General features: G+C 66.0%; 20 protein-coding genes. 6 read left to right on the top strand and 14 right to left on the bottom strand.

Going from position 1 to position 20,014, the window contains the following annotated elements; all coding sequences use genetic code 11:
- Window positions 1–137: 137 nt before the first annotated feature.
- Complete coding sequence (locus GDR74_RS16810; protein WP_152587372.1) at window positions 138–1,787, top strand: putative bifunctional diguanylate cyclase/phosphodiesterase; 1,650 nt, start codon at window positions 138–140, stop codon at window positions 1,785–1,787.
- 13 nt (window positions 1,788–1,800) lie between these two features.
- Here the strand turns inward: GDR74_RS16810 and GDR74_RS16805 are convergent, their stop codons facing one another.
- From GDR74_RS16805 to GDR74_RS16780, 6 genes are all read right to left on the bottom strand, one after another.
- The gene (locus GDR74_RS16805; protein WP_152587371.1) at window positions 1,801–3,018 is read right to left on the bottom strand and encodes a vWA domain-containing protein; all 1,218 of its coding nucleotides are present in this window, start codon (window positions 3,016–3,018) and stop codon (window positions 1,801–1,803) included.
- Window positions 3,015–3,929, bottom strand: a complete 915-nt coding sequence (locus GDR74_RS16800; protein ID WP_152587370.1) for an AAA family ATPase — start codon at window positions 3,927–3,929, stop codon at window positions 3,015–3,017. The genes GDR74_RS16805 and GDR74_RS16800 overlap by 4 nt, the downstream gene beginning before the upstream one ends.
- A 120-nt stretch (window positions 3,930–4,049) precedes the next feature.
- Window positions 4,050–4,856 carry an FAD binding domain-containing protein gene (locus tag GDR74_RS16795; protein ID WP_152587369.1) on the bottom strand — a complete coding sequence of 269 codons (807 nt, stop codon included), beginning with the start codon at window positions 4,854–4,856 and terminating at the stop codon, window positions 4,050–4,052.
- 13 nt (window positions 4,857–4,869) lie between these two features.
- Window positions 4,870–7,233, bottom strand: coding sequence for a xanthine dehydrogenase family protein molybdopterin-binding subunit (locus GDR74_RS16790; protein ID WP_152587368.1), 2,364 nt, complete (start codon window positions 7,231–7,233; stop codon window positions 4,870–4,872).
- Between the two features lie 122 nt (window positions 7,234–7,355).
- On the bottom strand, window positions 7,356–7,853 hold the full coding sequence (locus tag GDR74_RS16785; protein ID WP_152587367.1) for a (2Fe-2S)-binding protein: 498 nt from the start codon (window positions 7,851–7,853) through the stop codon (window positions 7,356–7,358).
- Between the two features lie 176 nt (window positions 7,854–8,029).
- Complete coding sequence (locus tag GDR74_RS16780) at window positions 8,030–8,491, bottom strand: SRPBCC family protein (RefSeq protein WP_152587366.1); 462 nt, start codon at window positions 8,489–8,491, stop codon at window positions 8,030–8,032.
- A gap of 398 nt (window positions 8,492–8,889) precedes the next feature.
- Here GDR74_RS16780 and GDR74_RS16775 point away from each other — a divergent pair, with 398 nt between their 5' ends.
- The 4 genes from GDR74_RS16775 (at window position 8,890) to GDR74_RS16760 (ending at window position 11,627) form a co-directional block, all read left to right on the top strand.
- Window positions 8,890–9,213 (top strand): XdhC family protein, encoded by a 324-nt coding sequence (locus GDR74_RS16775; protein ID WP_152587365.1) that lies wholly within the window; start codon window positions 8,890–8,892, stop codon window positions 9,211–9,213.
- Window positions 9,214–9,328: 115 nt separating this feature from the next.
- Entirely contained in the window at window positions 9,329–10,021 is a 693-nt protein-coding gene (locus GDR74_RS16770; RefSeq protein ID WP_152587364.1) for an XdhC family protein, read from the top strand.
- An 89-nt stretch (window positions 10,022–10,110) separates the two neighbouring features.
- Window positions 10,111–11,037, top strand: a complete 927-nt coding sequence (locus tag GDR74_RS16765) for a molybdopterin-binding protein (RefSeq protein ID WP_343039612.1) — start codon at window positions 10,111–10,113, stop codon at window positions 11,035–11,037.
- A complete protein-coding gene (locus GDR74_RS16760) occupies window positions 11,034–11,627 on the top strand; it encodes a nucleotidyltransferase family protein (RefSeq protein ID WP_152587362.1) in 594 nt (197 codons plus the stop codon). The genes GDR74_RS16765 and GDR74_RS16760 overlap by 4 nt, the downstream gene beginning before the upstream one ends.
- Window positions 11,628–11,629: 2 nt before the next feature.
- Here the strand turns inward: GDR74_RS16760 and GDR74_RS16755 are convergent, their stop codons facing one another.
- The 4 genes from GDR74_RS16755 to fdxA all read right to left on the bottom strand — a co-directional run bounded on the left by GDR74_RS16755 (window position 11,630) and on the right by fdxA (window position 14,558).
- Window positions 11,630–12,574 carry an electron transfer flavoprotein subunit alpha/FixB family protein gene (locus tag GDR74_RS16755; protein WP_152587361.1) on the bottom strand — a complete coding sequence of 315 codons (945 nt, stop codon included), beginning with the start codon at window positions 12,572–12,574 and terminating at the stop codon, window positions 11,630–11,632.
- 14 nt (window positions 12,575–12,588) lie between these two features.
- Window positions 12,589–13,338: an electron transfer flavoprotein subunit beta/FixA family protein gene (locus GDR74_RS16750; RefSeq protein WP_152584992.1), complete on the bottom strand. Its 750-nt coding sequence runs from the start codon at window positions 13,336–13,338 to the stop codon at window positions 12,589–12,591.
- 87 nt (window positions 13,339–13,425) lie between these two features.
- A complete protein-coding gene (locus GDR74_RS16745) occupies window positions 13,426–14,199 on the bottom strand; it encodes a ferredoxin--NADP reductase (protein WP_152587360.1) in 774 nt (257 codons plus the stop codon).
- Window positions 14,200–14,225: 26 nt separating this feature from the next.
- On the bottom strand, window positions 14,226–14,558 hold the full coding sequence (gene fdxA, locus GDR74_RS16740) for a ferredoxin FdxA (protein WP_152587359.1): 333 nt from the start codon (window positions 14,556–14,558) through the stop codon (window positions 14,226–14,228).
- A gap of 149 nt (window positions 14,559–14,707) precedes the next feature.
- On the opposite strand from fdxA, the gene GDR74_RS16735 reads away from it, so the two are divergent.
- Window positions 14,708–15,907, top strand: a complete 1,200-nt coding sequence (locus tag GDR74_RS16735) for an amidohydrolase family protein (RefSeq protein WP_152587358.1) — start codon at window positions 14,708–14,710, stop codon at window positions 15,905–15,907.
- Between the two features lie 134 nt (window positions 15,908–16,041).
- On the opposite strand, the gene GDR74_RS16730 is transcribed toward GDR74_RS16735, so the two are convergent.
- The 4 genes from GDR74_RS16730 to GDR74_RS16715 form a co-directional block, all read right to left on the bottom strand.
- Entirely contained in the window at window positions 16,042–16,491 is a 450-nt protein-coding gene (locus GDR74_RS16730; RefSeq protein WP_152587357.1) for a MarR family winged helix-turn-helix transcriptional regulator, read from the bottom strand.
- Window positions 16,492–16,552: 61 nt separating this feature from the next.
- Window positions 16,553–17,257 carry an ABC transporter ATP-binding protein gene (locus GDR74_RS16725; protein WP_152587356.1) on the bottom strand — a complete coding sequence of 235 codons (705 nt, stop codon included), beginning with the start codon at window positions 17,255–17,257 and terminating at the stop codon, window positions 16,553–16,555.
- Window positions 17,254–18,045: an ABC transporter ATP-binding protein gene (locus GDR74_RS16720; RefSeq protein ID WP_152587355.1), complete on the bottom strand. Its 792-nt coding sequence runs from the start codon at window positions 18,043–18,045 to the stop codon at window positions 17,254–17,256. Before GDR74_RS16720 ends, GDR74_RS16725 begins: the two co-directional genes overlap by 4 nt.
- Window positions 18,042–19,934: an ABC transporter permease gene (locus GDR74_RS16715; protein WP_152587354.1), complete on the bottom strand. Its 1,893-nt coding sequence runs from the start codon at window positions 19,932–19,934 to the stop codon at window positions 18,042–18,044. The genes GDR74_RS16720 and GDR74_RS16715 overlap by 4 nt, the downstream gene beginning before the upstream one ends.
- Window positions 19,935–20,014: the final 80 nt, after the last annotated feature.

Genomic DNA, 20,014 nt, shown 5'->3' with positions numbered 1-20,014 from the left:
CAGGGTCTGGCATCGTCGAATGAGGGACTCGGCCTTTATCTTGAAGACGATTTCGCCTGGAACGTTTGGACTTCGTCGCGATCTGCACGGGCCGGGAAGCGAAAACCGGCGCTGAAGGGTGCTGACGGAGGATTCGCATGCTGCTATCGCGCGACGACATCCTCGCCATTTATAATTCGTCAGGAAAATCGACCCTTGAGCTACTCGACGGCTCGGCCGGCACCTTTGCAGGCGCGGGCGAGCCCGTCACAGCGCCTCCGCTTCCAAAGGAGCGCCTTGTGTTCTCGCACAGCGATGGCGCGGTCGCGCTTGCCAAACGGAGGACGAGGCGAGGCTCGGACCCCGCCGCGAGAACAGGCGCCGGTGAAGCCGGTGGGCGAAGGGTCCAGGATCCGCCGCGTCAGGATGCCGTGACGGGCCTGTTCAATCGAAGCGATTTCCTGAAGAAATGCGGAGAAGTGATCGCACAGGCCCGTGCTGCGGGACACGGTTTCGCTCTGATTCTCGTAGGCCTCGACCGTTTCAAGGACCTGAACAACAGTCTCGGCTACGAGGCCGGTGACGAGGTGCTTGCCGATGTCGCCAGGAGCCTCAGAGCATGCCTGGATCGCAACGATACGATAGGCCGTTTCGGCGGCGACGAGTTCGCCCTGCTGCTGTCGAGCATGGCCGGCACACGTGATGCCGCTTCGATGGCGAGAAAGCTGTTGGACGCCACCGCCATGGTCATGAGAAGATACGTCCCGGGGCGAAGGGCCGGAGCGAGCGTGGGGGTCGCACTTTTCCCCGATCATGGCTCGGAAGTCGGTGAACTGGTGCAGAACGCCGACATAGCCCTTCACCGCGCGAAGGCTGACGGTCGCGGGCAGGCGCAGATCTATTCTCCCCACATGCGCACATCCTTGCTGGCCCGGCTGGAGCAGCTCTCCGCTTTTCAGGACGCTATCGAAGCCGGGGAGATCAAGCCGTTCTATCAGCCCCAGATGCGTCTGACGGACCGGCGCTCCTATGGCTTCGAGGCGCTGGCGCGATGGGTGCAGCCGAACGGCGAGGTCCTGACCCCACGCGATTTCGAAACTGCCCTGGAGGACCCCGACATCGCCATCCTGCTGGGGGAGCACATGCTCCGGTCGGTCAGCCTTCATCTCCAGCAGTGGCACGCGAGGGGAATGCCGTACTGCAAGGTCTCGGTGAACGTTACCGCTCCCGAACTCAAGCGCGGAGACTATCCGGAGAAGGTCGCGAGCCTCTTCGCCTCCAAGGGAATCCCCTTTTCCCAGTTGACCGTCGAAATCACGGAATCGGTCCTGCTGGACGACAGAAGGTCCAATATCGCCCAGACTCTCAACGAACTGCGCAGCCTCGGCGTCTCCATCGCCCTCGACGATTTCGGAACCGGCTTTGCCTCGCTGACTCATCTGAAGAGCTATGCCGTCAATCAGATCAAGATCGACCGGTCATTCGTGGTTCATCTCACATCCAGCCCCAACGACCGAGCCATCGTGCGGGCGACGTTGGGGCTGGCGAAAAGCCTCGGGATGCAGACCGTCGCGGAAGGGCTGGAGACCGCTGCCCAGCTGAAATGCCTCCGTGCCCTGGGCTGCGACTACGGACAGGGCTTCCTCTTCGGTCCTGCGATGCCGGCCGACCAGGCCGAAGACTACTTCAGGGCCAATCGTGCCTATCAGAAGGCGCAGCTCCATCGGTTCGTCCTGGGAACGGGAACGCACGGGCGGACGGAGGTCGCGGCTCTGCCTCGGCCCTCTCACCTGCAGAAGCTCGATTGACAGTCCGCGAGGCTCAGGACGCTTTCAGCCATCGGCGTGGAGTGTCCATGCTGGCAGGGCGCTCCGTCAGCGCCCTGCAAAGCCCCTCCATCGATGCCAAGTTGTGAATGGGACGGAAGTCGTGGACATGCGGAAGCATGGCCCGGATCCCGGACGCACGGGCCTCGAAGGCTTCGAACCGCAGAAGCGGGTTGAGCCAGATCAGGCGGCGGCAGGAACGCTTCAGGCGATCCATCTCGAAGGTCAGCTCGCCTGTCACCTCCCGCTCAAGCCCATCGGTAAAGAGCAGCACGACCGCGCCCTGCCCGAGAACCCGGCGCGACCAGCGGCGGTTGAACTCGTGCAGCGCATGGGCGATCCGTGTGCCTCCTTCCCAGTCCTGCGCCCGTGCGGATGCGCGGGCGAGCGCCTCGTCGGGATCGCGGCTGGCCAGCTCGCGGCTGATATTGGTCAGGCGCGTGGCGAAGACGAAGGAATGGACCCGGCGTCGTTTCTCGGCCAAGGCATGGAGGAAGTGAAGGAAAAGCCGCGAATATTCCGCCATGGATCCGGATATGTCGATGAGCGCCACCACGGGCGCATGACGGACGGCATGCGAGCGATAGGCGAGGTCGATGACGGCTCCCCCGCCGCGCAGCGACCGGCGGAACGTCCTGCGCAGATCGATGCTCCGCCCCCGCGGGTCCGCCAGGAACCTGCGCGTCATGATCCGGTCGTCAGGCAGGGACAGTCCCGCAATGAGCCGCTTGGCCTTGGCGATCTCGCCAGCCGACATCTGCGCGAAGTCTTTCGAGCGCAGCACCTCTCTGTCCGAGACGGTGAGACGCGCGGAGAACTCGGTCTTCTCGACCGGATCGGGCTTCTCCTGCCGGGGTGGGGCCAAAGCCTCGGCGACGCGCAGGGCGCCCGCCTGCGGCCTCTTCTCCGCATCGCTACCAGGGGCGACCGGCGACATCTGCGCGATCAGCTTCTCGATCAGCGCGCGCCGTCGCCAGAAGATTCGGAACGCCTGATCGAACAGGGTGCTGTGTTCATGCCGCTTCACGAAAACTGCATGGAGCGTCCAATAGAAGTCCTCGCGGGTTCCGATGCCCGCCGCTTCGACGGCCGCAATCGCGTCGAGGACGGCTCCCGGCCCGACCGGCAGGCCGGCGCTTCGCAGGGCCCGCGCGAAGTAGGCGACGTTGTCTGCGAGCCGCCCCGCGCCCTGAGCGGTCCCGGCCTCCGTCACTCCGCAACCCTCATCCGGCCGTGAACCTCGTCGAGCACGGCCTTTGCCCGGCTGCCCTGCATCTTCTGAATATCGTCCTGGTACTTCAGAAGGACGCCGAGGGTGTCCGACACGAGAGCCGGATCGAGAGCGACGGCATCGAGCTCCACCAGGGCGGATGCCCAGTCCAGCGTCTCGGCCACGCCCGGAGCCTTGAACAGATCCTCCTTGCGGATTGCCTGGACGAAAGCGACGATCTCCCTCGACAGCCGCTCGGGAGCGCCCGGGACGCGGCTGCTCAGGATGGCAAGCTCACGCTGCGCGTCCGGATAATCCACCCAGTGATACAGGCACCGGCGCTTGAGCGCGTCGTGGATTTCTCGGGTCCGGTTCGATGTGATGAGGACGATCGGCGGATGTTCCGCTCGGATGGTCCCCAGTTCCGGAATCGTTACCTGGAAGTCGGAGAGCACCTCGAGCAGGAATGCCTCGAAAGCCTCGTCGGTGCGGTCGAGCTCGTCGATCAGGAGAACCGGGGCGCCTGCGGTGTCCGCCTCGAGCGCCTGCAGGAGCGGCCGCTTCACAAGGTAGCGCTCCGCGAAGAGGTCGCCTTCAAGCGTGTCCCGGTCGACAGCGCCCGTCGCTTCCGCAAGCCGGATCGCCATCATCTGCCCGGCATAGTTCCACTCATAGACGGCAGCGGCGACATCGAGACCCTCGTAGCACTGGAGCCTGATCAGCCGGCGACCGAGGGCCGTGGACAGCACCTTTGCGATTTCCGTCTTTCCAACCCCGGCCTCGCCTTCGAGGAACAGGGGACGCCCGAGCCTCAGCGCGAGGAAGAGCACGGTCGCCAGCGAACGGTCGGGGATGTAGCCGGTTCGCTTCAAGAGCGCCAGAGTCTCGTCGATTGAACCGGGTCGGTCGGCCACGGGATTTGCTGCTCCTCAAGAGCACGATGCCCAGGCTCGGCCCGGGCAGGTGTCTTTCCCAGATCCTGCGCAGTTTGGCAGGCGCGGCATCCCGGCACAAGGCCGACGGTCTCTGTGGTATCAGCCGCGGGCTGCCGCCGCCTGGACGGCCCGCCGCGCCATGACGCCGACCAGATGGGCCCGGTAGGCGGCATCCGCATGGATGTCGCTGTTCATTCCGTCGGCCGCAACGGCGATGCCGTCGAGAGCATCGGCGGTGAAGCTCCGGTTCAGCGCCTGCTCCATCTCCGAAACCCGGAAGACCCCGTCGGATCCGGCACCCGTCACGGCGACCCGAACGCCGTCCGGATATCTGGCGACGAAGACGCCGACCAGAGCATAGCGAGAGGCCGGGTTGCGGAACTTGGCATAGGCCGCCTGCGATGGAAGCGCAAAGGAGACCCGGGTGATGATCTCGCCCTCCTCGAGAGCCGTCGAGAAGATGCCCTGGAAGAAGTCGTCCGCTGCGATGCTGCGCCGATCCGTCATGATCGTTGCCTTGAGAGCCAGGCACGCCGCCGGATAATCCGCGGAGGGATCGTTGTTGGCGATGGAGCCTCCGATCGTGCCGCGGTGGCGGACATGCTGGTCGCCGATGAGCTCGGCCATCTCCGCGAGCGCGGGAAGAGCCTGCCGGACCTCGCTGGACTGCGCCACCTCGGCATGCCGCGTCATGGCGCCGATGGAGATCGAGCCGTCAGAACGTTCGATTCCGTGAAGCTCGGCAATCCGGCCCAGGTCGACCAGATTGGCCGGAGATGCGAGTCGCATCTTCATCGTCGGCAGCAGCGTGTGGCCGCCGGCGAGGAACTTGGGGTCCTCGAGCGTGGCGGCGAGCTCCGCCGCCTGGCGGACGCTCGTCGGACGGTGATATTCGAACGCGTACATCCCGGTCCCTCCCTTATTCCGCCGCCATCGGCATGCGCGCCTTCTGCGCGGCCCGCCACACGGCCTGTGATGTCGCGGGCATCGAGATGTCCTCGTGGCCGAGCGCATCCGTGATCGCGTTGATGACGGCCGGCGGCGCGGCAATCGCGCCCGCCTCGCCGCAGCCCTTGATACCGAGCGGGTTCGAGGGGCAGGGCGTCACCGTCATGCCGACCTGGAAGGACGGCAGGTCGATGGCCCGCGGCATGCAGTAGTCGTTGTAGCTCGCCGTCACGAGCTGCCCGTCCCGGTCGTAGACGGCTCCTTCCAGGAGCGCCTGACCGACGCCCTGGGCAATGCCCCCATGGACCTGGCCTTCGACGATCATCGGGTTGATGATCACGCCGAAATCGTCCACCGCCGTCCAGCGCTCGATGGTGGTGACCCCCGTATCCGGGTCGATCTCCACCTCGCAGATATGAACGCCGGCCGGGAAGGTGAAATTGGTGGGGTCGTAGAAGGCGCCCTCCTTCAGGCCGGGTTCAAGATCCTGGCCGGAGAACTTGTGGGCGACATAGGCCTGCAGGGCCACCTCGCCGAAGCCGAGCGCCCTGTCCGTTCCGGCCACGGCGAACTTGCCGTCCTTGAACTCGATGTCGTTCTCGGACGCTTCGAGGACATGCGCCGCCACCTTCTTGCCCTTGGCGATCACCTTGTCGAGGGCCTTGGCGATCGCCGACATGCCGACGGCGCCGGAGCGCGACCCATAGGTCCCCATGCCGAACTGCACCTTGTCCGTATCGCCGTGGACGATGCTGACCTGTTCGATAGGGATGCCCAGCCGGTCCGAGACGAGCTGTGCGAAAGTGGTCTCGTGGCCCTGGCCGTGGCTGTGGGAGCCGGTCAGCACCTCCACCGAGCCGGTCGGGTTCACCCGCACCTCCGCCGATTCCCACAGGCCGACGCCCGCGCCGAGCGAACCGACGGCTTGCGAAGGAGCGATGCCGCAGGCTTCGATATAGCTGGAGAAGCCGATGCCGCGCAGCTTGCCGCGTCGCGCGCTCTCGCGCCTCCGCTCCGGGAAGCCCTTGTAGTCGGCGAGCTCCAGCGCCTTGTCGAGGGAAGCCTCGTAATCTCCCGTGTCGTAGGTCATGATGACGGGAGTCTGATGCGGGAAGGTCCTGATGTAGTTCCGCCGGCGGAACTCTGCGGGGTCCTGTCCGAGTTCCCGCGCGGTCTTCTCGACGAGCCGCTCGAGCACGAAGGTCGCTTCGGGACGTCCCGCGCCGCGATAGGCATCGACCGGAGCCGTGTTCGTGTAGACACCGTCCACCTCGCAGTAGATGGCCGGAATGTCGTACTGTCCCGAGAGGAGAGGGGCGTAGAGGTAGGTCGGAACGGACGAGGCGAAGGTGGAGAGATAGGCGCCGAGGTTGGCCGTCGTGCGGACCCGCAGACCCAGGATCCGGCCGTTCTCGTCCGTCGCCATTTCGGCATGGGTGACATGGTCGCGCCCATGAGCGTCGGCGAGGAAGGCCTCCGTGCGGTCGGCGGTCCATTTCACGGGGCGTCTCACCTTCTTTGCCGCCCAGACGCACACCGTCTCTTCCGCATAGATGAAGATCTTCGAACCGAAGCCGCCCCCCACGTCGGGCGCGATGACGCGCAGCCTGTGTTCCGGCGCGATGCCGATGAACGCAGACAGGACGAGGCGGGCCACATGAGGATTCTGGCTCGTCGTGTAAAGGGTGTAGCCGTCGGTCCCCGGATCGTACTCGCCGATTGCGGCGCGAGGCTCGATGGCATTCGGCACGAGGCGGTTGTTGACGAGATCGATGCTCGTCACGTGCCTCGCCCGTGCGAAGGCGGCTTCCGCCGCCCCCTTGTCGCCCAGATGCCAGCTGAAGACGGTGTTGTCGGGCGCGACGTCGTGGACCTGGACGGGCGCCTTCTGGGCCTGCGCTGTGTCGACGACGGCGGGGAGGACATCGTAGTCGACGATGATCGCCTCGGCCGCGTCCTTGGCCTGCGCCAGCGTCTCGGCGATCACGACGGCGACATGGTCGCCCACGTAGCGGACCTTGCCCTGGGCAAGGGCAGGATGAGGGCCGGCCTTCATAGGGCTCCCATCCTTGGAGTGGATCATCCACCCGCAGATGAGACCGCCGATCTTGTCCGCAGCAAGATCCTCGCCCGTAAAGACGGCGAGGACGCCCGGCATGGCCCGCGCCGCGCCCGTATCGATGGAGCGGATCGCCGCATGGGCGTGGGGCGAGCGCAGGAAATAGGCATAGGCCTGTCCGGGGCGATTGAAATCGTCCACGTAACGTCCCTGGCCGGTGACGAAGCGCTGGTCTTCCTTGCGGCGTACGGGGGCGCCGATCCCTGTCGCGGTCATGATCTCCTCCCTTGTCTTCGCCGGCCTTCGCTCCGAGACGTCGGTGACGTGAGGCTGCATCGCGATGCGCCTGCCCTCGCTTCCTTCCGAGGGCGAGGCCGCCCGACGGGCCCGGCCGGCTGTTATTCCGCGGCCTGTCGCGCCGCCGGCACCTGGGACATCGCCCGGGCTCCGGCTGCAATGGCCTTCACGATGTTGTGGTAGCCCGTGCAGCGGCACAGGTTGCCGTCCAGTTCGGCGCGTATGGTCTTCTCGTCGAGGGCCGCTCCCTTCCGGTTCACGATGTCGATGGCCGACATGATCATGCCCGGCGTGCAGAAGCCGCATTGCAGCCCGTGATGCTCACGGAAGGCCGCCTGCATGGGATGCAGCTCGCTTCCCTGGGCTAGCCCCTCGATGGTGATGACCGAGCCGCCATCGGCCTGCATGGCCAGGACAGTGCAGGATTTGACGGCCTGATCGTTCAGGTGCACGACGCAGGCACCGCACTGGCTGGTGTCGCAGCCCACATGGGTGCCGGTCAGCCGCAGGTGTTCGCGAAGAAACTGAACGAGCAAGGTACGGGGATCGACGTCTGCGGTGACGGATTGACCGTTCACCGTCATCGAGACGGTGGTCATGCGCGAATTCCTCCTCCAGGCGCCGGAAACCCGGCCAACCTTGGGGAGGCGCGGACGCCGGCAAGTTTTCTTGTTGGACGACCGCAGGAAGCGATCCGTCGAGGTTGAGTGTGAACCGGGCGGGGTAGACGGTCAAGCACCCTCGCGAAGGAGCGGCAGACGCCGGAAAGTACTTGTCAGGCGGCCGTCTGGGCGGGAGAGAGGATCTTGGCGAAATTCGCGAAGAATTCGTCCGCATACTTCTTGGCTACCCCATTGATCAGCCGGCCGCCGAGCTGGGCGATCTTGCCGCCGACCAGGGCTTCGACGTCGTAGACCAGCCGGGTTCCGCCCTCGACATCTTCAAGGCGAACCTTCGCCCCGCCCCTGGCCCAGCCTGCAACTCCTCCCTGGCCCTCGCCGCTGATCGTATAGCTCGATGGGGGATTCAGGTCGGTCAGCCTGACGCCGCCCTTGAAGGTGGCCTTGACGGGGCCCACGGCAATCTTGGCCGTTGCCTGGAACTCGGTGTCGCTCAGCTTCTGCAGTTCCTGGCAGCCGGGGATGCACGCCTTCAGAACCTCGGGATCGTTCAGGGCGCTCCATACCGTTGCCCCGTCGGCAGGCAGGATGACTTCGCCTTGCATCGACATCGCCATGTCGCATTCTCCTCACATCGGCCGACCTCGGACAAGAGTATGTGCAAAACCGGAGTGGCGTCACTACGAAGCCTTGCTGCGCTGCGGTATCGATCCGTTGCGGTGCCGCGGCTCAAGGCTCGCATTGGCAGGATATCGGCATGAGGCCTGTCGGCTTACGCATGGATACCGACGAAGTCGAATGTCGGAAGCCTGCAGGCATGGCGGGCCGTTTCTCCGGGCGACCGCTCCCTCGGTGGCAGACTCTCGATCGGTCTCTTCTGCCCGCAAATTGTGGCAGGGGGCGAAGCCTGAGAGGCCCATTCGTAGGACCGCGAGCCGGTTGCGGTACGAGCCCGCGTAGTGGCAGAATGATTGCGGATCTCTTCAGGCAGAGGTCCATCGCGCCTGGAGCCGACATGCTTTCGACCGATACGGACATCCTCAGGACGGCGGAGATCTGGCGACGCGAAGGCAGGGGCGTCGCCATCGCGACCGTCGTCGAAACCTGGGGCTCGGCCCCCCGTCCCGTCGGCAGTCATCTGGTCGTCGACGGAGACACGAACTTTCTCGGGTCGGTATCCGGCGGCTGCGTCGAGGGAGCGGTGATCACGGAGGCGCTCGAGGTCATCGCCGATGGAAAGCCCCGCATGCTGGAATTCGGCGTTGCCGACGAGACGGCATGGCAGGTCGGGCTTTCGTGCGGCGGACGGATCAAGGTGTACGTCGAGCGGGTGGATTAGCGTGCCGGTCCGCACCAGCTCCGGATCACCAATATCGGGCTCGATGAGCCCTGAACCGGCACTCGAACGCCGTCGCCGGCGGCATTGCTGCCATGACGGGGCGTAGGGAGCGGACATGCGGCTCGACCTCCTGTCGGATCTCAACGCAGAACGGTCTGCCCGTCGGGTCGCCGTTCTCGTCACCGATACCGCATCGGGCGAACAGCGCCTCGTACGGCAGGCGGATCTCGACGGGGACCCCTTCGCATCCGTTCTCGAAGCCGCCGTTCGGCAGGGCAGGAGCGGCCTCGTGGAGCATGAGGGGCGGGAGTACTTTCTGGCGGTTCAGGTGCCGCCGGTGAAGGTCCTCGTCATCGGCGCCGTCCATATCAGCCAAGCGTTCGCTCCCATGGCGAAAGAGGTCGATCTGGACGTCACGATCATCGATCCGCGAACGGCCTTCGCGACGCCCGAGCGCTTCCCCGGCGTGCCGGTTATCGCCGAATGGCCGGACAGGATCCTGGCGGACATCGAGCTCGACCGCTACACGGCTTTGGTGGCGCTTACCCACGATCCGAAAATCGACGATCCGGCGCTCGTCGCGGCTCTTCGGGCGGAGTGCTTCTATATCGGTGCCCTCGGCTCGCGAAAAACCCATGCGCGGCGTATCGAACGCCTGGCCGCTTCCGGCTTCGGGGAGGCAGACCTGGCGCGCATCCACGCGCCGATCGGGCTCGACATCGGTGCGGTCTCTCCGCCCGAGATCGCCGTTTCCATTCTGGCGGAGCTGATAGCATCGCTCCGGAAAGAGCGGAGGCGGGGAACGTGAAATTCGGCCTCGTCCCGGTTGAGGAGGCTATCGGCGCACTCGCCGCTCACAGCGTCCGTGCGGACGGAATCGTATTGAAGAAAGGAAGCGTGGTCTCGCCCGAAATTGCTGCGCAACTGAAACAGGCAGGCATTGAGAGCGTGATCGCCGCCCGGCCCGAGCAGGGCGATGTCGGAGAAGACGAGGCGGCCTGGCGGCTCGCGAAGGCGCTGGCCGGGAGGAACGTCAGGGTCGAGGAGCCGTTCACCGGGCGCGCGAACCTGTATGCCGAAACGCCAGGTGTTCTGCTCGTCGATGCGGATGCGATCAACGGCCTGAACTCGGTCGACGAGGCCATGACGGCCGCCACGCTCCCGGCCTACAAGCCGGTGGTCGCGGGGGAGATGGTGGGGACCGTCAAGATCATCCCCTATGCGATTCCCGGGACTCTGCTGGAGGCAGGCATCGCACGGGGAGGGGAGGGCGCGCTGCGCATCGCTCCTTATGTCCGCCGCCGCGTGGGAGTGGTTTCGACCATCCTGCCGGGCCTCAAGCCGGGCGTGATCGACAAGACGCTCAGCGTTCTCGCGAGGCGCCTCGATCCGGCCGCTGCCATGATCGCATCGGAGTGTCGGGTGCCCCATGACTCGACCGCTCTGGCGCGGGAGCTGGTGCGGCAGGCGAGCGACGACACGCAGCTCATCGTCGTGTTCGGTGCATCCGCCATTGCCGACCGGCGCGATGTCATTCCCGCAGGCATCGAGATGGCGGGCGGAGCGGTCGAGCATTTCGGCATGCCCGTCGATCCGGGCAACCTGCTTCTCATCGGCTCCGTCGGCGGCAAACCCGTCATCGGCGCTCCGGGCTGCGCCCGGTCGCCGCGAGAGAACGGGTTCGACTGGGTGCTGCACCGGATCCTGGCGGATGTTCCCGTCACCCGGGCCGACATCATGGCTCTCGGGGTCGGAGGACTTCTCATGGAGATCGTGACGCGGCCGCAGCCCCGGGCCGGTGGCGGGAGCGAAGGCAAGGAATGAGCGACATTGCCGCCATCGTCCTGGCCGCGGGCCGGGGGACCCGGTTCGGGGAGGGGACGAAGCTCCTGGCCCCGCTTGACGGCAAGCCCCTGGTCCGCCACGCGGTCGAGGCAGCCGTGCAGTCGACGGCCGAACCGGTAATCGTGGTGACGGGCCATCGCGCGGCGGCAGTCGAAGCCGGCCTCGCGGGGCTCCCGGTTCGAATCGTTCGCAACGCGTCCTACGCCGAGGGTCTGTCGACGTCCCTCAAGGCCGGCTTCGCCGCCCTGCCGACCGCCGCCCGGGCGGCGGTGATTCTTCTGGGCGACATGCCGCTCGTTACCGCCGGTCTGGTCGATTGCCTCGTGAAAGAGTGGGAAGCCCGTGGCGAGCCGGCGGCGCTGGTTCCGATGCGGCACGGCCAGCGCGGCAATCCGGTCGTGATCTCCCGCAGGCTCGAGGCAGCGATTGCAGGCCTCTCGGGCGATACCGGTGCAGGACCCATTCTTCGCGGGCGGAGCGACGTGCTGGAATGGCCGACAACGGATCCGGCCGTTCTCCAGGACGTGGACACGGTCGAGGAGATGGTGCGGCTGCCACCGAAGCCGTGATCTCAGCGGAGGACAGTCTCCAATTCTTCGTTGAGCTGAGGGAGGACGGCGAAGAGGTCGCCGACGATGCCGTAATCGGCGACCTGGAAGATCGGCGCCTCCTCGTCCTTGTTGATCGCGACGATCACCTTGGAATCCTTCATCCCGGCCAGATGCTGGATCGCCCCCGAGATCCCCACCGCAATGTAGAGATCCGGCGCCACCACCTTGCCGGTCTGCCCCACCTGCCAGTCGTTGGGCGCATAGCCGGCGTCCACCGCCGCCCGGCTCGCCCCCATCGCCGCCCCGAGCCGGTCGGCGATCGGCTCGATGTAGGTCTTGAAGTTCTCCGCCGAGCCGAGCGAGCGCCCGCCCGAGATCACGATCCGCGCCGAGGTCAGCTCCGGCCGGTCGGACCGGGCGATCTCCTCGCCCTTGAAGCGCGACACCCCCGGATCCTCCGCCGGGCCGACCGCCTCGATCGGCGCCGCGCCGCCCTCGCCCGCCGCCGGGAAGGCGGCGGTGCGCACCGTGATCACCTTCTTGGCGTCGTTCGAGCGCACCGTCTGGAGCGCGTTGCCGGCATAGATCGGCCGCTCGAAGGTGTCGGGCGCCACCACCTTGACGATGTCCGAGACCTGCATCACGTCGAGCAGCGCCGCCACCCGCGGCATCACGTTCTTGCCGCTCGCCGTCGCCGGCGCCACCAGCGCCCCGTACGGCCCCGCCAGCGCCACGATCAGCGCCGCCAGCGGCTCGGCCAGCCCGTGCGCATAGGCCGGACTGTCGGCGAGCAGCACCTTGTCCACCCCTTCGAGCCGCGCGGCGGCCTCGGCCGCGGCGCGGGCGCCGGCGCCGGCCACCAGCACATGCACCGGCGCGCCGAGCGCGCGGGCGGCGGAGAGCGCCTTGTGGGTGGCGTCCTTGAGCTGAGCGTTGTCGTGCTCGGCAATCAGCAGCGTGGTCATGGTCTTCCTCCTCCTCAGAGCACGCCGGCTTCGGTCTTGAGCTTCTGCACGAGCTCGGCCGCCGAGGCGACCTTGATCCCGGCCTTGCGCCCGCCCGGCTCGGCGGTCCTGAGCACCGTCAGGCGCGGCGCGATGTCGACGCCGAGCGCCTCGGGCGTGGTCTCGTCGAGGGGCTTCTTCTTGGCCTTCATGATGTTGGGCAGGCTCGCATAGCGCGGCTCGTTGAGGCGCAGGTCCGTGGTGACCACCGCCGGCAGGGTGAGCGCGAGCGTCTGCAGGCCGCCGTCGACCTCGCGGGTGACCTCGAGGCTGCCGTCGTTCACGGCGACCTTGAAGGCGAAGGTGCCCTGCGGCCAGCCGAGCAGCGCCGCGAGCATCTGGCCGGTCTGGTTGGCGTCGTCGTCGATGGCCTGCTTGCCGAGCAGGACGAGGTCGGGCTTCTCCTGCGCGACCACCGCCTTGAGGAGCTTGGCGACGGCGAGCGGCTCGACCGGGGCGTCGGTCCTGACCAGAACGCCGCGGTCGGCGCCCATGGCCAGGGCGGTGCGGAGCGTCTCGGCGGCCTGGGCCGGGCCGATCGACACCGCGACCACCTCGCCGGCCGTGCCCGCCTCCTTGAGGCGGATCGCCTCCTCGACCGCGATCTCGTCGAAGGGGTTCATCGACATCTTGACGTTGGCCAGCTCCACCCCAGAGCCGTCCCCCTTCACCCGGATCTTCACGTTGTAGTCAACAACCCGCTTAACCGCCACAAGTAACTTCATCCGTGGGATCCATGACTGAGCGGCACCTCCCGGAGAACGCGGGAGGCTCTTTTCCGCAAGGAGGTGAGGACGGGGCGAGAATTGCCTTCAGCGCTCCACGAAGGCCTTCTCGATGACGAAGTGCCCGGGCTCGCCGTGGTTGCCTTCCTGGAAGTCCCGGCCGATCAGGATCGCGCGCAGGTCCTGGATCATCTGCGGACTGCCGCACATCATCACGCGGTCGCAGGCGACGTCGAGCGGAGGCAGGCCGATGTCATCGAACAGGGCATTCGAGGTGATCAGGTCCGTGATCCGGCCGCGGTTTCGGAAGGGCTCGCGCGTCACCGTCGGATAGTAGATCAACTTCTCGCGGATCTCCTCTCCCAGGAACTCGTCCTCGGGGAGTCTCTTGCTGAGCAGCTCGCTGTAGGCGAGTTCGTTCACCTGGCGGCAACCGTGGACCAGAACGACACGCTCGAAGCGCTCGTAGGTTTCAGGGTCGCGGATGATGCTGAGGAAGGGGGCAAGCCCGGTTCCGGTGCCGAGAAGGTAGAGATTACGGCCCGGCAGGATGTTGTCGAGCACCAGCGTTCCCGTGGCCTTGCGGCTGACGATGATCGAGTCGCCCTCCTTCAGATGCTGCAGCCTCGAGGTCAGCGGCCCGTCCTGCACCTTGATGCTGAAGAACTCGAGCTTCTCCTCGTAGTTCGGGCTGACGACGCTGTAGGCCCTGAGCAGAGGCTTGCCCTCGACCGGAATGCCGATCATCGTGAACTCGCCGTTCCTGAACCGGAAGGTCGGGCTGCGCGTCGTCGTGAAGCTGAACAGCGTGTCCGTCCAGTGGTGGATGCTCAGCACGCGTTCTTCGTTGAAGTTGCTCATGGGTTCAAATCCATTCCGGGGATGTCTCAGGTCTGGGCAGGCGCTTCGGACAGGAATGCCTCTTTGCCGGGCTTGCCGTTCCACGCATCCGCATCGTCCGGCGTCTTTCCCTTCTCCGTGATGTTGGGCCAGATCGTGGCGAAGCGGGCGTTGATCGGCAGCCATTTCTCGGCGCGGGGATCGCTGTCCGGGACGATCGCCTCGGCGGGGCATTCCGGCTCGCAGACTCCGCAGTCGATGCACTCGTCCGGGTGGATGACGAGCATGTTCTCGCCCTCGTAGAAGCAGTCGACCGGACACACCTCGACGCAGTCCATGTATTTGCAGCGGATACACCCTTCGATCACGGCATAGGGCATGGCGGAGCCTCCGGTCCGGAGCGGTCGAGACCGACAATTTATTAGTGTACAAACAAAAATACGGACCTTATGATCTTTGTCAACCGCCCCCGATGTGCTGAACTGAGAGCGAACCGATTGAATGGCGGGTGGCAATGGGAGGTATGCCAATGGCCCATGACGAGGCGCAGAAACCGAGCGGTCCCACGAAGCTGGTAATTCGCAATATCGGCCTGATGTTGAGCGGGGATCTTTCAAACCCGATCCTCGATGCGGACACGATCGTCGCCGTCGACGGCAAGATCAGTGCAGTCGGCCGTGAGAAGAACGTGGACACCGAAGGGGCGACCACCCTCATCGATGCCCATGGAACGACGGTGGTGCCGGGCCTGATCGACAGCCACGTGCACCCGGTCGCCGGGGACTGGACGCCCCGGCAGAACCAGCTCGGCTGGATCGACAGCTTTCTCCATGGCGGCGTGACGACCATGATCTCGGCGGGCGAGGTGCATACTCCGGGCCGGCCGCGGGACGTGGTCGGGCTCAAGGCCATGGCGATCACGGCCCAGCGCACCTTCTCCGCCTTCCGCCCCGGCGGCGTGAAGATCCATGCGGGCGCTCCCTGCATCGAACCCGACATGGTGGAGGAGGACTTTAAGGAACTCGCCGCCGCGGGGGTCAAGCTCCTGGGCGAAGTCGGCCTGGGGGGCGTCAAGGACGGCCCGACGGCCCGCCGCATGGTCGGGTGGGCCCGCAAGTACGGCATCCAGAGCACCATCCATACCGGCGGCCCTTCGATTCCGGGGTCCGGCCTGATCGATAAGGACGTGGTGCTCGAAGCCGACACGGACGTGGTGGGGCATATCAACGGCGGCCACACGGCGCTGCCCGACAACCAGATCCGCTGCATCTGCGAGGGCTGCCGGCGCGGCCTGGAGCTCGTGCACAACGGCAACGAGCGGGCCGCTCTCTACACCCTGCGGATCGCCAAGGAGATGGGGCAGCTCGAACGGGTCATTCTCGGAACCGATGCCCCGGCGGGATCGGGCGTGCAGCCTCTCGGCATTCTGCGCATGGTCTCCATGCTGTCCTCGCTCGGCGACGTTCCGGCGGAAATCGCTTTCTGCTTCGCCACCGGCAACACCGCACGCATGCGCGCGCTCGATTGCGGGCTGATCGAGGTCGGCCGTTCGGCGGATTTCGTGCTGATCGACCGGGCGCAACACTCGGCGGGACGCAACGTGCTGGAGAGCGTTCAGCTCGGCGACCTGCCGGGCATCGGTATGACGATCATCGACGGAATCGTGAGAACGCAGCGCAGCCGCAACACGCCGCCGGCGACGAAGGTGCCGGAGATCGTCCACGGGTAGATCCGTCCTGCGCGGGGCGCCAGAGCGGGTTGCGATTCCATCGAAGCGCAACCCGCTCGTAAGTCTTTCGGTTGCCGCATTTTCGGACGGCCAACCGGTTCCCACTTTGCCTGAAAATGCTCTAGGCGCCCGCCTCAACGCAGCTTTCGCAGCAGTTCCAGAAAAACATCCTGCTCGGCGGGCGTGAGAGGCGCCAGGGTCTCCTCGGAGATCCGGCGGGCGTTGGGCTCCGCACGTTGCACCGTCTCGCGGCCCGCCTCGGTCAAGGCGATCAGGAGGCGCCGCCTGTCCGTCGGATCCTCCATCGTGCGTGTGAGACCACGCTTCGTCAGGCGGTCGACCACGCCCTTGATGGTGGCGACGTCCATCGCCGTGTGCCGGCCGAGGAGGTTCTGGGAGCAGGGTTCGCCGATCTCCTGGAGCTTCGCGAGGGCGGCCCATTGCGTCGGCGTGAGATCCTCGCCGATGAGGGAGGCGAAGATCACGCCATGGCGCTGGCTCACCTGCCTCAGAAGGAACCCGACCTGCTCGTCGAGAACGTAGGGGCCGGTCCTGGTCCTGCGCCGGGTCTTGAGAGCTGTCAGGGCGGTTCTCCCTTTCGTCGGTAGGGTCAGGAGAGGGCAGGGCGCCGCGGCGCTCCTGCCGTCAGACGGCGAGATAAGCGTCCCGGATCTGCGGATTGGCTTCCAACTCCGCCATCGTTCCGCCGAAGCGGATGCGACCCTTCTCGATGATATAGGCCCGGTCCGAGATCAGGCGGGCGAAGTGCAGGTTCTGCTCGGAGAGCAGAATGCTCAGGCCCTCGCGCTTCATGGCGAGGATGGCGTCCGCCATCTGCTCGACGATCTTGGGCGCCAAGCCCTCTGAGGGCTCGTCGAGCAGAACGAGCGACGGATTGCCCATCAATGTGCGGCCGATGGTGAGCATCTGCTGCTCGCCGCCGCTCATCCGCCCGCCGAGACGGCGGCGCATCTCGCCCAGATTGGGAAAGAGGGTGAAGAGCTTCTCGGGCGTCCAGGTGGGCGCTCCCTTGCGCGGAGGCTGGTATCCGACGGCGAAGTTCTCCTCGACGGTGAGCTCCGTGAACACGCGCCGGTCCTCCGGAACATAGCCGAGGCCGCGCCGCACGATATCGTAGGTGGGCCTGTCCGAAACGTCCTCGCCCTCGAAGACGATGTGACCGGTCCGCTGCGGAACGAGGCCGACGATCGAGCGGAACGTCGTCGACTTGCCGGCGCCGTTGCGTCCCAGAAGGGCGACCACCTCGCCGTCGCCGACCTCGAGCGCAACGTCGAACAGAATGTGGGCGGGCCCATAGAAGCTGTTGAGGCCGGATACGCTGAGCTTCATGCGTTCGCTCCCTGCCGATGGCGCTCGTCGTAGAGCAACCCCTCTCCGAGATAGGTGGCCTGTACCTGGGGATTGTTGCGCACCTCGACCGGCGTACCCTGGGCGATGAGCTCGCCCCGGTTCAGCACCATGATGCGGTCGGCATGCTCGAACACGACATCCATGTCGTGTTCCGTGAAGAGCACGCCGAGCTTCTGCTCGCGGGCGATCTTCGCGGTCAGGCGCATGAGGTCGACGCGCTCCTTCGGCGCCATGCCGGCCGTCGGCTCGTCCATGAGCAGGATCTTGGGGTCGTTGGCGAGCGCAATCGCCAGTTCCAGGCGCTTCAAGTCTCCGTAGGCGAGCTCGCCGCAGGGACGCTCGGCATTGGCGCCCATGCCTACGAGATCGAGGAGCGCGTCGGCCTTCCGTCTGTGAGCGCGGCCTGCAAAGCCGTAGAAGACCGAAAGCTCGTCGTGCTGCGAGAGCAGCGCGACCTGAACGTTCTCCCGCACCGTCATCGAGGTGAAGGTGGCCGTGATCTGGAACGTGCGACCGACGCCGAGACGCCAGACGATCCGGGGGCTGAGCCCGGTCGTGTCGCGCCCGCAGAGGCGGATGGTGCCGGTATCCGGCCTGATCTGGCCGTTGAGCATGTTGAAGCACGTGCTCTTGCCGGCGCCGTTCGGGCCGATGAGGGCCAGGATCTCGCCTGCGGCGAGTTCGAAGGAAACCCCTTTCACGGCATGCACGCCGCCATAAGATTTGGCGAGGCCTTTGACTTCGAGGAGTGGCGTCGAGGATGTCATTCCGCGGCCTCCGCTTTCGAGGCGGCGAGCGGAGTGCCCGCCTTGTAACGTACGTCACGCCAGCGTGCCCGCATCTCCTCGGCGAAGCCGACGATCCCTTTCGGGAATGCGACGACGAGAGCGACGATGATCGCGCCCAGGATAAGCTTGGACAGGTCGGTCTGGCTCATCAGCCAGATGGCGAGCGCCTTGTAGACGATGGCGCCGACGACCGCGCCGGAGACCGTTTCGATGCCGCCTAGGAGAACCATCACGAGACCGTCGACGGAGAGGGGGATCGCCAGGTTTTCGGGAAAGACGCTGCCTTTCAGGAAAGCGAAGAGCGATCCGGCAATGCCTGCGAAGGTTCCTGCAATGATGAACGCCATCCACTGCACGCGCCCGCGGTCGATGCCGATAGCCTCGGCGCGAAGAACCGAGTCGCGGGCCGACCTCAGGGCGTAGCCGAACGGGGAGAAGGTCAACACCCGAAGCGCGGCGACGCCTGCCGTGGCGATTGCGAGCGAGAGCCAATAGAAGCCGGCGGGACTCGCCGCCCATGCCGAGGGCCAGACGCCGAGGATGCCGTTGTCGCCTCCCGTGACCTCGACCCACTGGAAGGCGACCGACCAGGCGATCTGGGCAAAGGCGAGGGTGAGCATCGCGAAATAAACGCCGGACAACCTCACGCAGAACCAGCCGAAGACGACCGCTCCGAGGAGGCCGAGCAGGGGACCCACCAGGAGCGCCGCCTCCATCGGCAGACCTGCGGCCTTGGCAGCGAAGGCCGCTCCGTAGGCGCCGAGGCCGAAATAGGCCGCGTGCCCGAAGGATGCGAGGCCACCGACCGTCATCAGGAAGCTGAGGCTTGCGGCGAACAGCACGAAGACGAAGATCTCGGCTCCCACCGTCAGGGCATAGTTCCCGGCGAAGAATGGCAGGGCTGCGGCCAGGATCACGGCAAGCGCAATCCCGATCCGATCCTCGCGGGAGAGAGGCTTCCACGGGCGGATGCTGATGCCGGCCGCCTGTCGTGCCGGCCCTTCGGGGCGTCCGAGCAGACCCCAGGGACGTACGACCAGAACCGCGGCCATAACCAGGAACACGAGCACGAGGGAAATCTTGGGAAAGACCAGGATGCCGAAGGCATTGAGCTCGGACACGATCACCGCAGCGATGAATGCGCCGAGCACGCTGCCCAGACCGCCGATGACGACGACGACGAAGACTTCGACGATGATCCGCAGATCCATGGCATGGCTCACCGCATCGCGCGGGATCTGCAGCGCCCCTCCAAGCCCGGCAAGGAAGACGCCAAGGGCGAAGACGCTGGTGAACAGCCATTTCTGGTTCACGCCAAGGGCTGCAACCATGTCGCGGTCCTGGGTCGCCGCGCGAACGAGAATGCCCCAGCGCGTACGATGGAAGAGCAGCCAGAGAAGCCCGAGAACGGCGGGTCCGAGGACGATGAGGAAGAGGTCGTAGCTCGGCACCGCCTGACCGAAGATTTCGACGGCGCCGCGCAGGCCCGGCGCACGCGGGCCGACCAGATCCTCGGGCCCCCAGATCATCACGACGAGATCCTGCACCATCAGCGTGACGCCGAAGGTGGCAAGCAGCTGGAAGAGCTCGGGTGCGCGATAGATGCGCCGCAGCAGGACGATTTCGAGCAGAGCCCCGATTGCGGCGACGGCGAGGGCCGCCGCGATGAGCCCGCCCCAGAATCCCAACGCGCCGGAGAAGCGTTCTGTAAGAGTGTATGCGATGTAGGCGCCGAGCATGTAGAAGGCGCCGTGAGCGAAGTTCACGATCCTCGTCACGCCGAAGATGATCGAGAGACCGGACGCGACGAGAAACAGCGATGCCGCGCTCGCGAGACCTGTCAAGAATTGGATAGCGAGGAAATTCACAGACGACGCCTTCCTTCGGTTCGGCTCAAGTCGCTCACACCGGTACCGGCTGGGCGAGTGAGGCCCCGCCGGCTCGAAAC

Origin of the sequence: Microvirga thermotolerans (assembly GCF_009363855.1) — a bacterium.
GTDB classification, from domain to species: domain Bacteria; phylum Pseudomonadota; class Alphaproteobacteria; order Rhizobiales; family Beijerinckiaceae; genus Microvirga; species Microvirga thermotolerans.
The sequence above is the reverse complement of the archived record's forward strand: the minus strand, read 5'-3'. Positions and strand labels throughout refer to the sequence as shown.

Coding starts and splice junctions, on each gene's coding strand:
- GDR74_RS16775 (WP_152587365.1), top strand. CDS start 8,890: ATGCTTTCGACCGATACGGACATCCTCAGGACGGCGGAGATCTGGCGA.
- GDR74_RS16790 (WP_152587368.1), bottom strand. CDS start 7,233: ATGACCGCGACAGGGATCGGCGCCCCCGTACGCCGCAAGGAAGACCAG.
- GDR74_RS16810 (WP_152587372.1), top strand. CDS start 138: ATGCTGCTATCGCGCGACGACATCCTCGCCATTTATAATTCGTCAGGA.
- GDR74_RS16725 (WP_152587356.1), bottom strand. CDS start 17,257: ATGAAGCTCAGCGTATCCGGCCTCAACAGCTTCTATGGGCCCGCCCAC.
- GDR74_RS16745 (WP_152587360.1), bottom strand. CDS start 14,199: ATGAGCAACTTCAACGAAGAACGCGTGCTGAGCATCCACCACTGGACG.
- GDR74_RS16770 (WP_152587364.1), top strand. CDS start 9,329: ATGCGGCTCGACCTCCTGTCGGATCTCAACGCAGAACGGTCTGCCCGT.
- GDR74_RS16720 (WP_152587355.1), bottom strand. CDS start 18,045: ATGACATCCTCGACGCCACTCCTCGAAGTCAAAGGCCTCGCCAAATCT.
- GDR74_RS16795 (WP_152587369.1), bottom strand. CDS start 4,856: ATGTACGCGTTCGAATATCACCGTCCGACGAGCGTCCGCCAGGCGGCG.
- GDR74_RS16755 (WP_152587361.1), bottom strand. CDS start 12,574: ATGACCACGCTGCTGATTGCCGAGCACGACAACGCTCAGCTCAAGGAC.
- GDR74_RS16735 (WP_152587358.1), top strand. CDS start 14,708: ATGGCCCATGACGAGGCGCAGAAACCGAGCGGTCCCACGAAGCTGGTA.
- fdxA (WP_152587359.1), bottom strand. CDS start 14,558: ATGCCCTATGCCGTGATCGAAGGGTGTATCCGCTGCAAATACATGGAC.
- GDR74_RS16780 (WP_152587366.1), bottom strand. CDS start 8,491: ATGGCGATGTCGATGCAAGGCGAAGTCATCCTGCCTGCCGACGGGGCA.
- GDR74_RS16760 (WP_152587362.1), top strand. CDS start 11,034: ATGAGCGACATTGCCGCCATCGTCCTGGCCGCGGGCCGGGGGACCCGG.
- GDR74_RS16750 (WP_152584992.1), bottom strand. CDS start 13,338: ATGAAGTTACTTGTGGCGGTTAAGCGGGTTGTTGACTACAACGTGAAG.
- GDR74_RS16785 (WP_152587367.1), bottom strand. CDS start 7,853: ATGACCACCGTCTCGATGACGGTGAACGGTCAATCCGTCACCGCAGAC.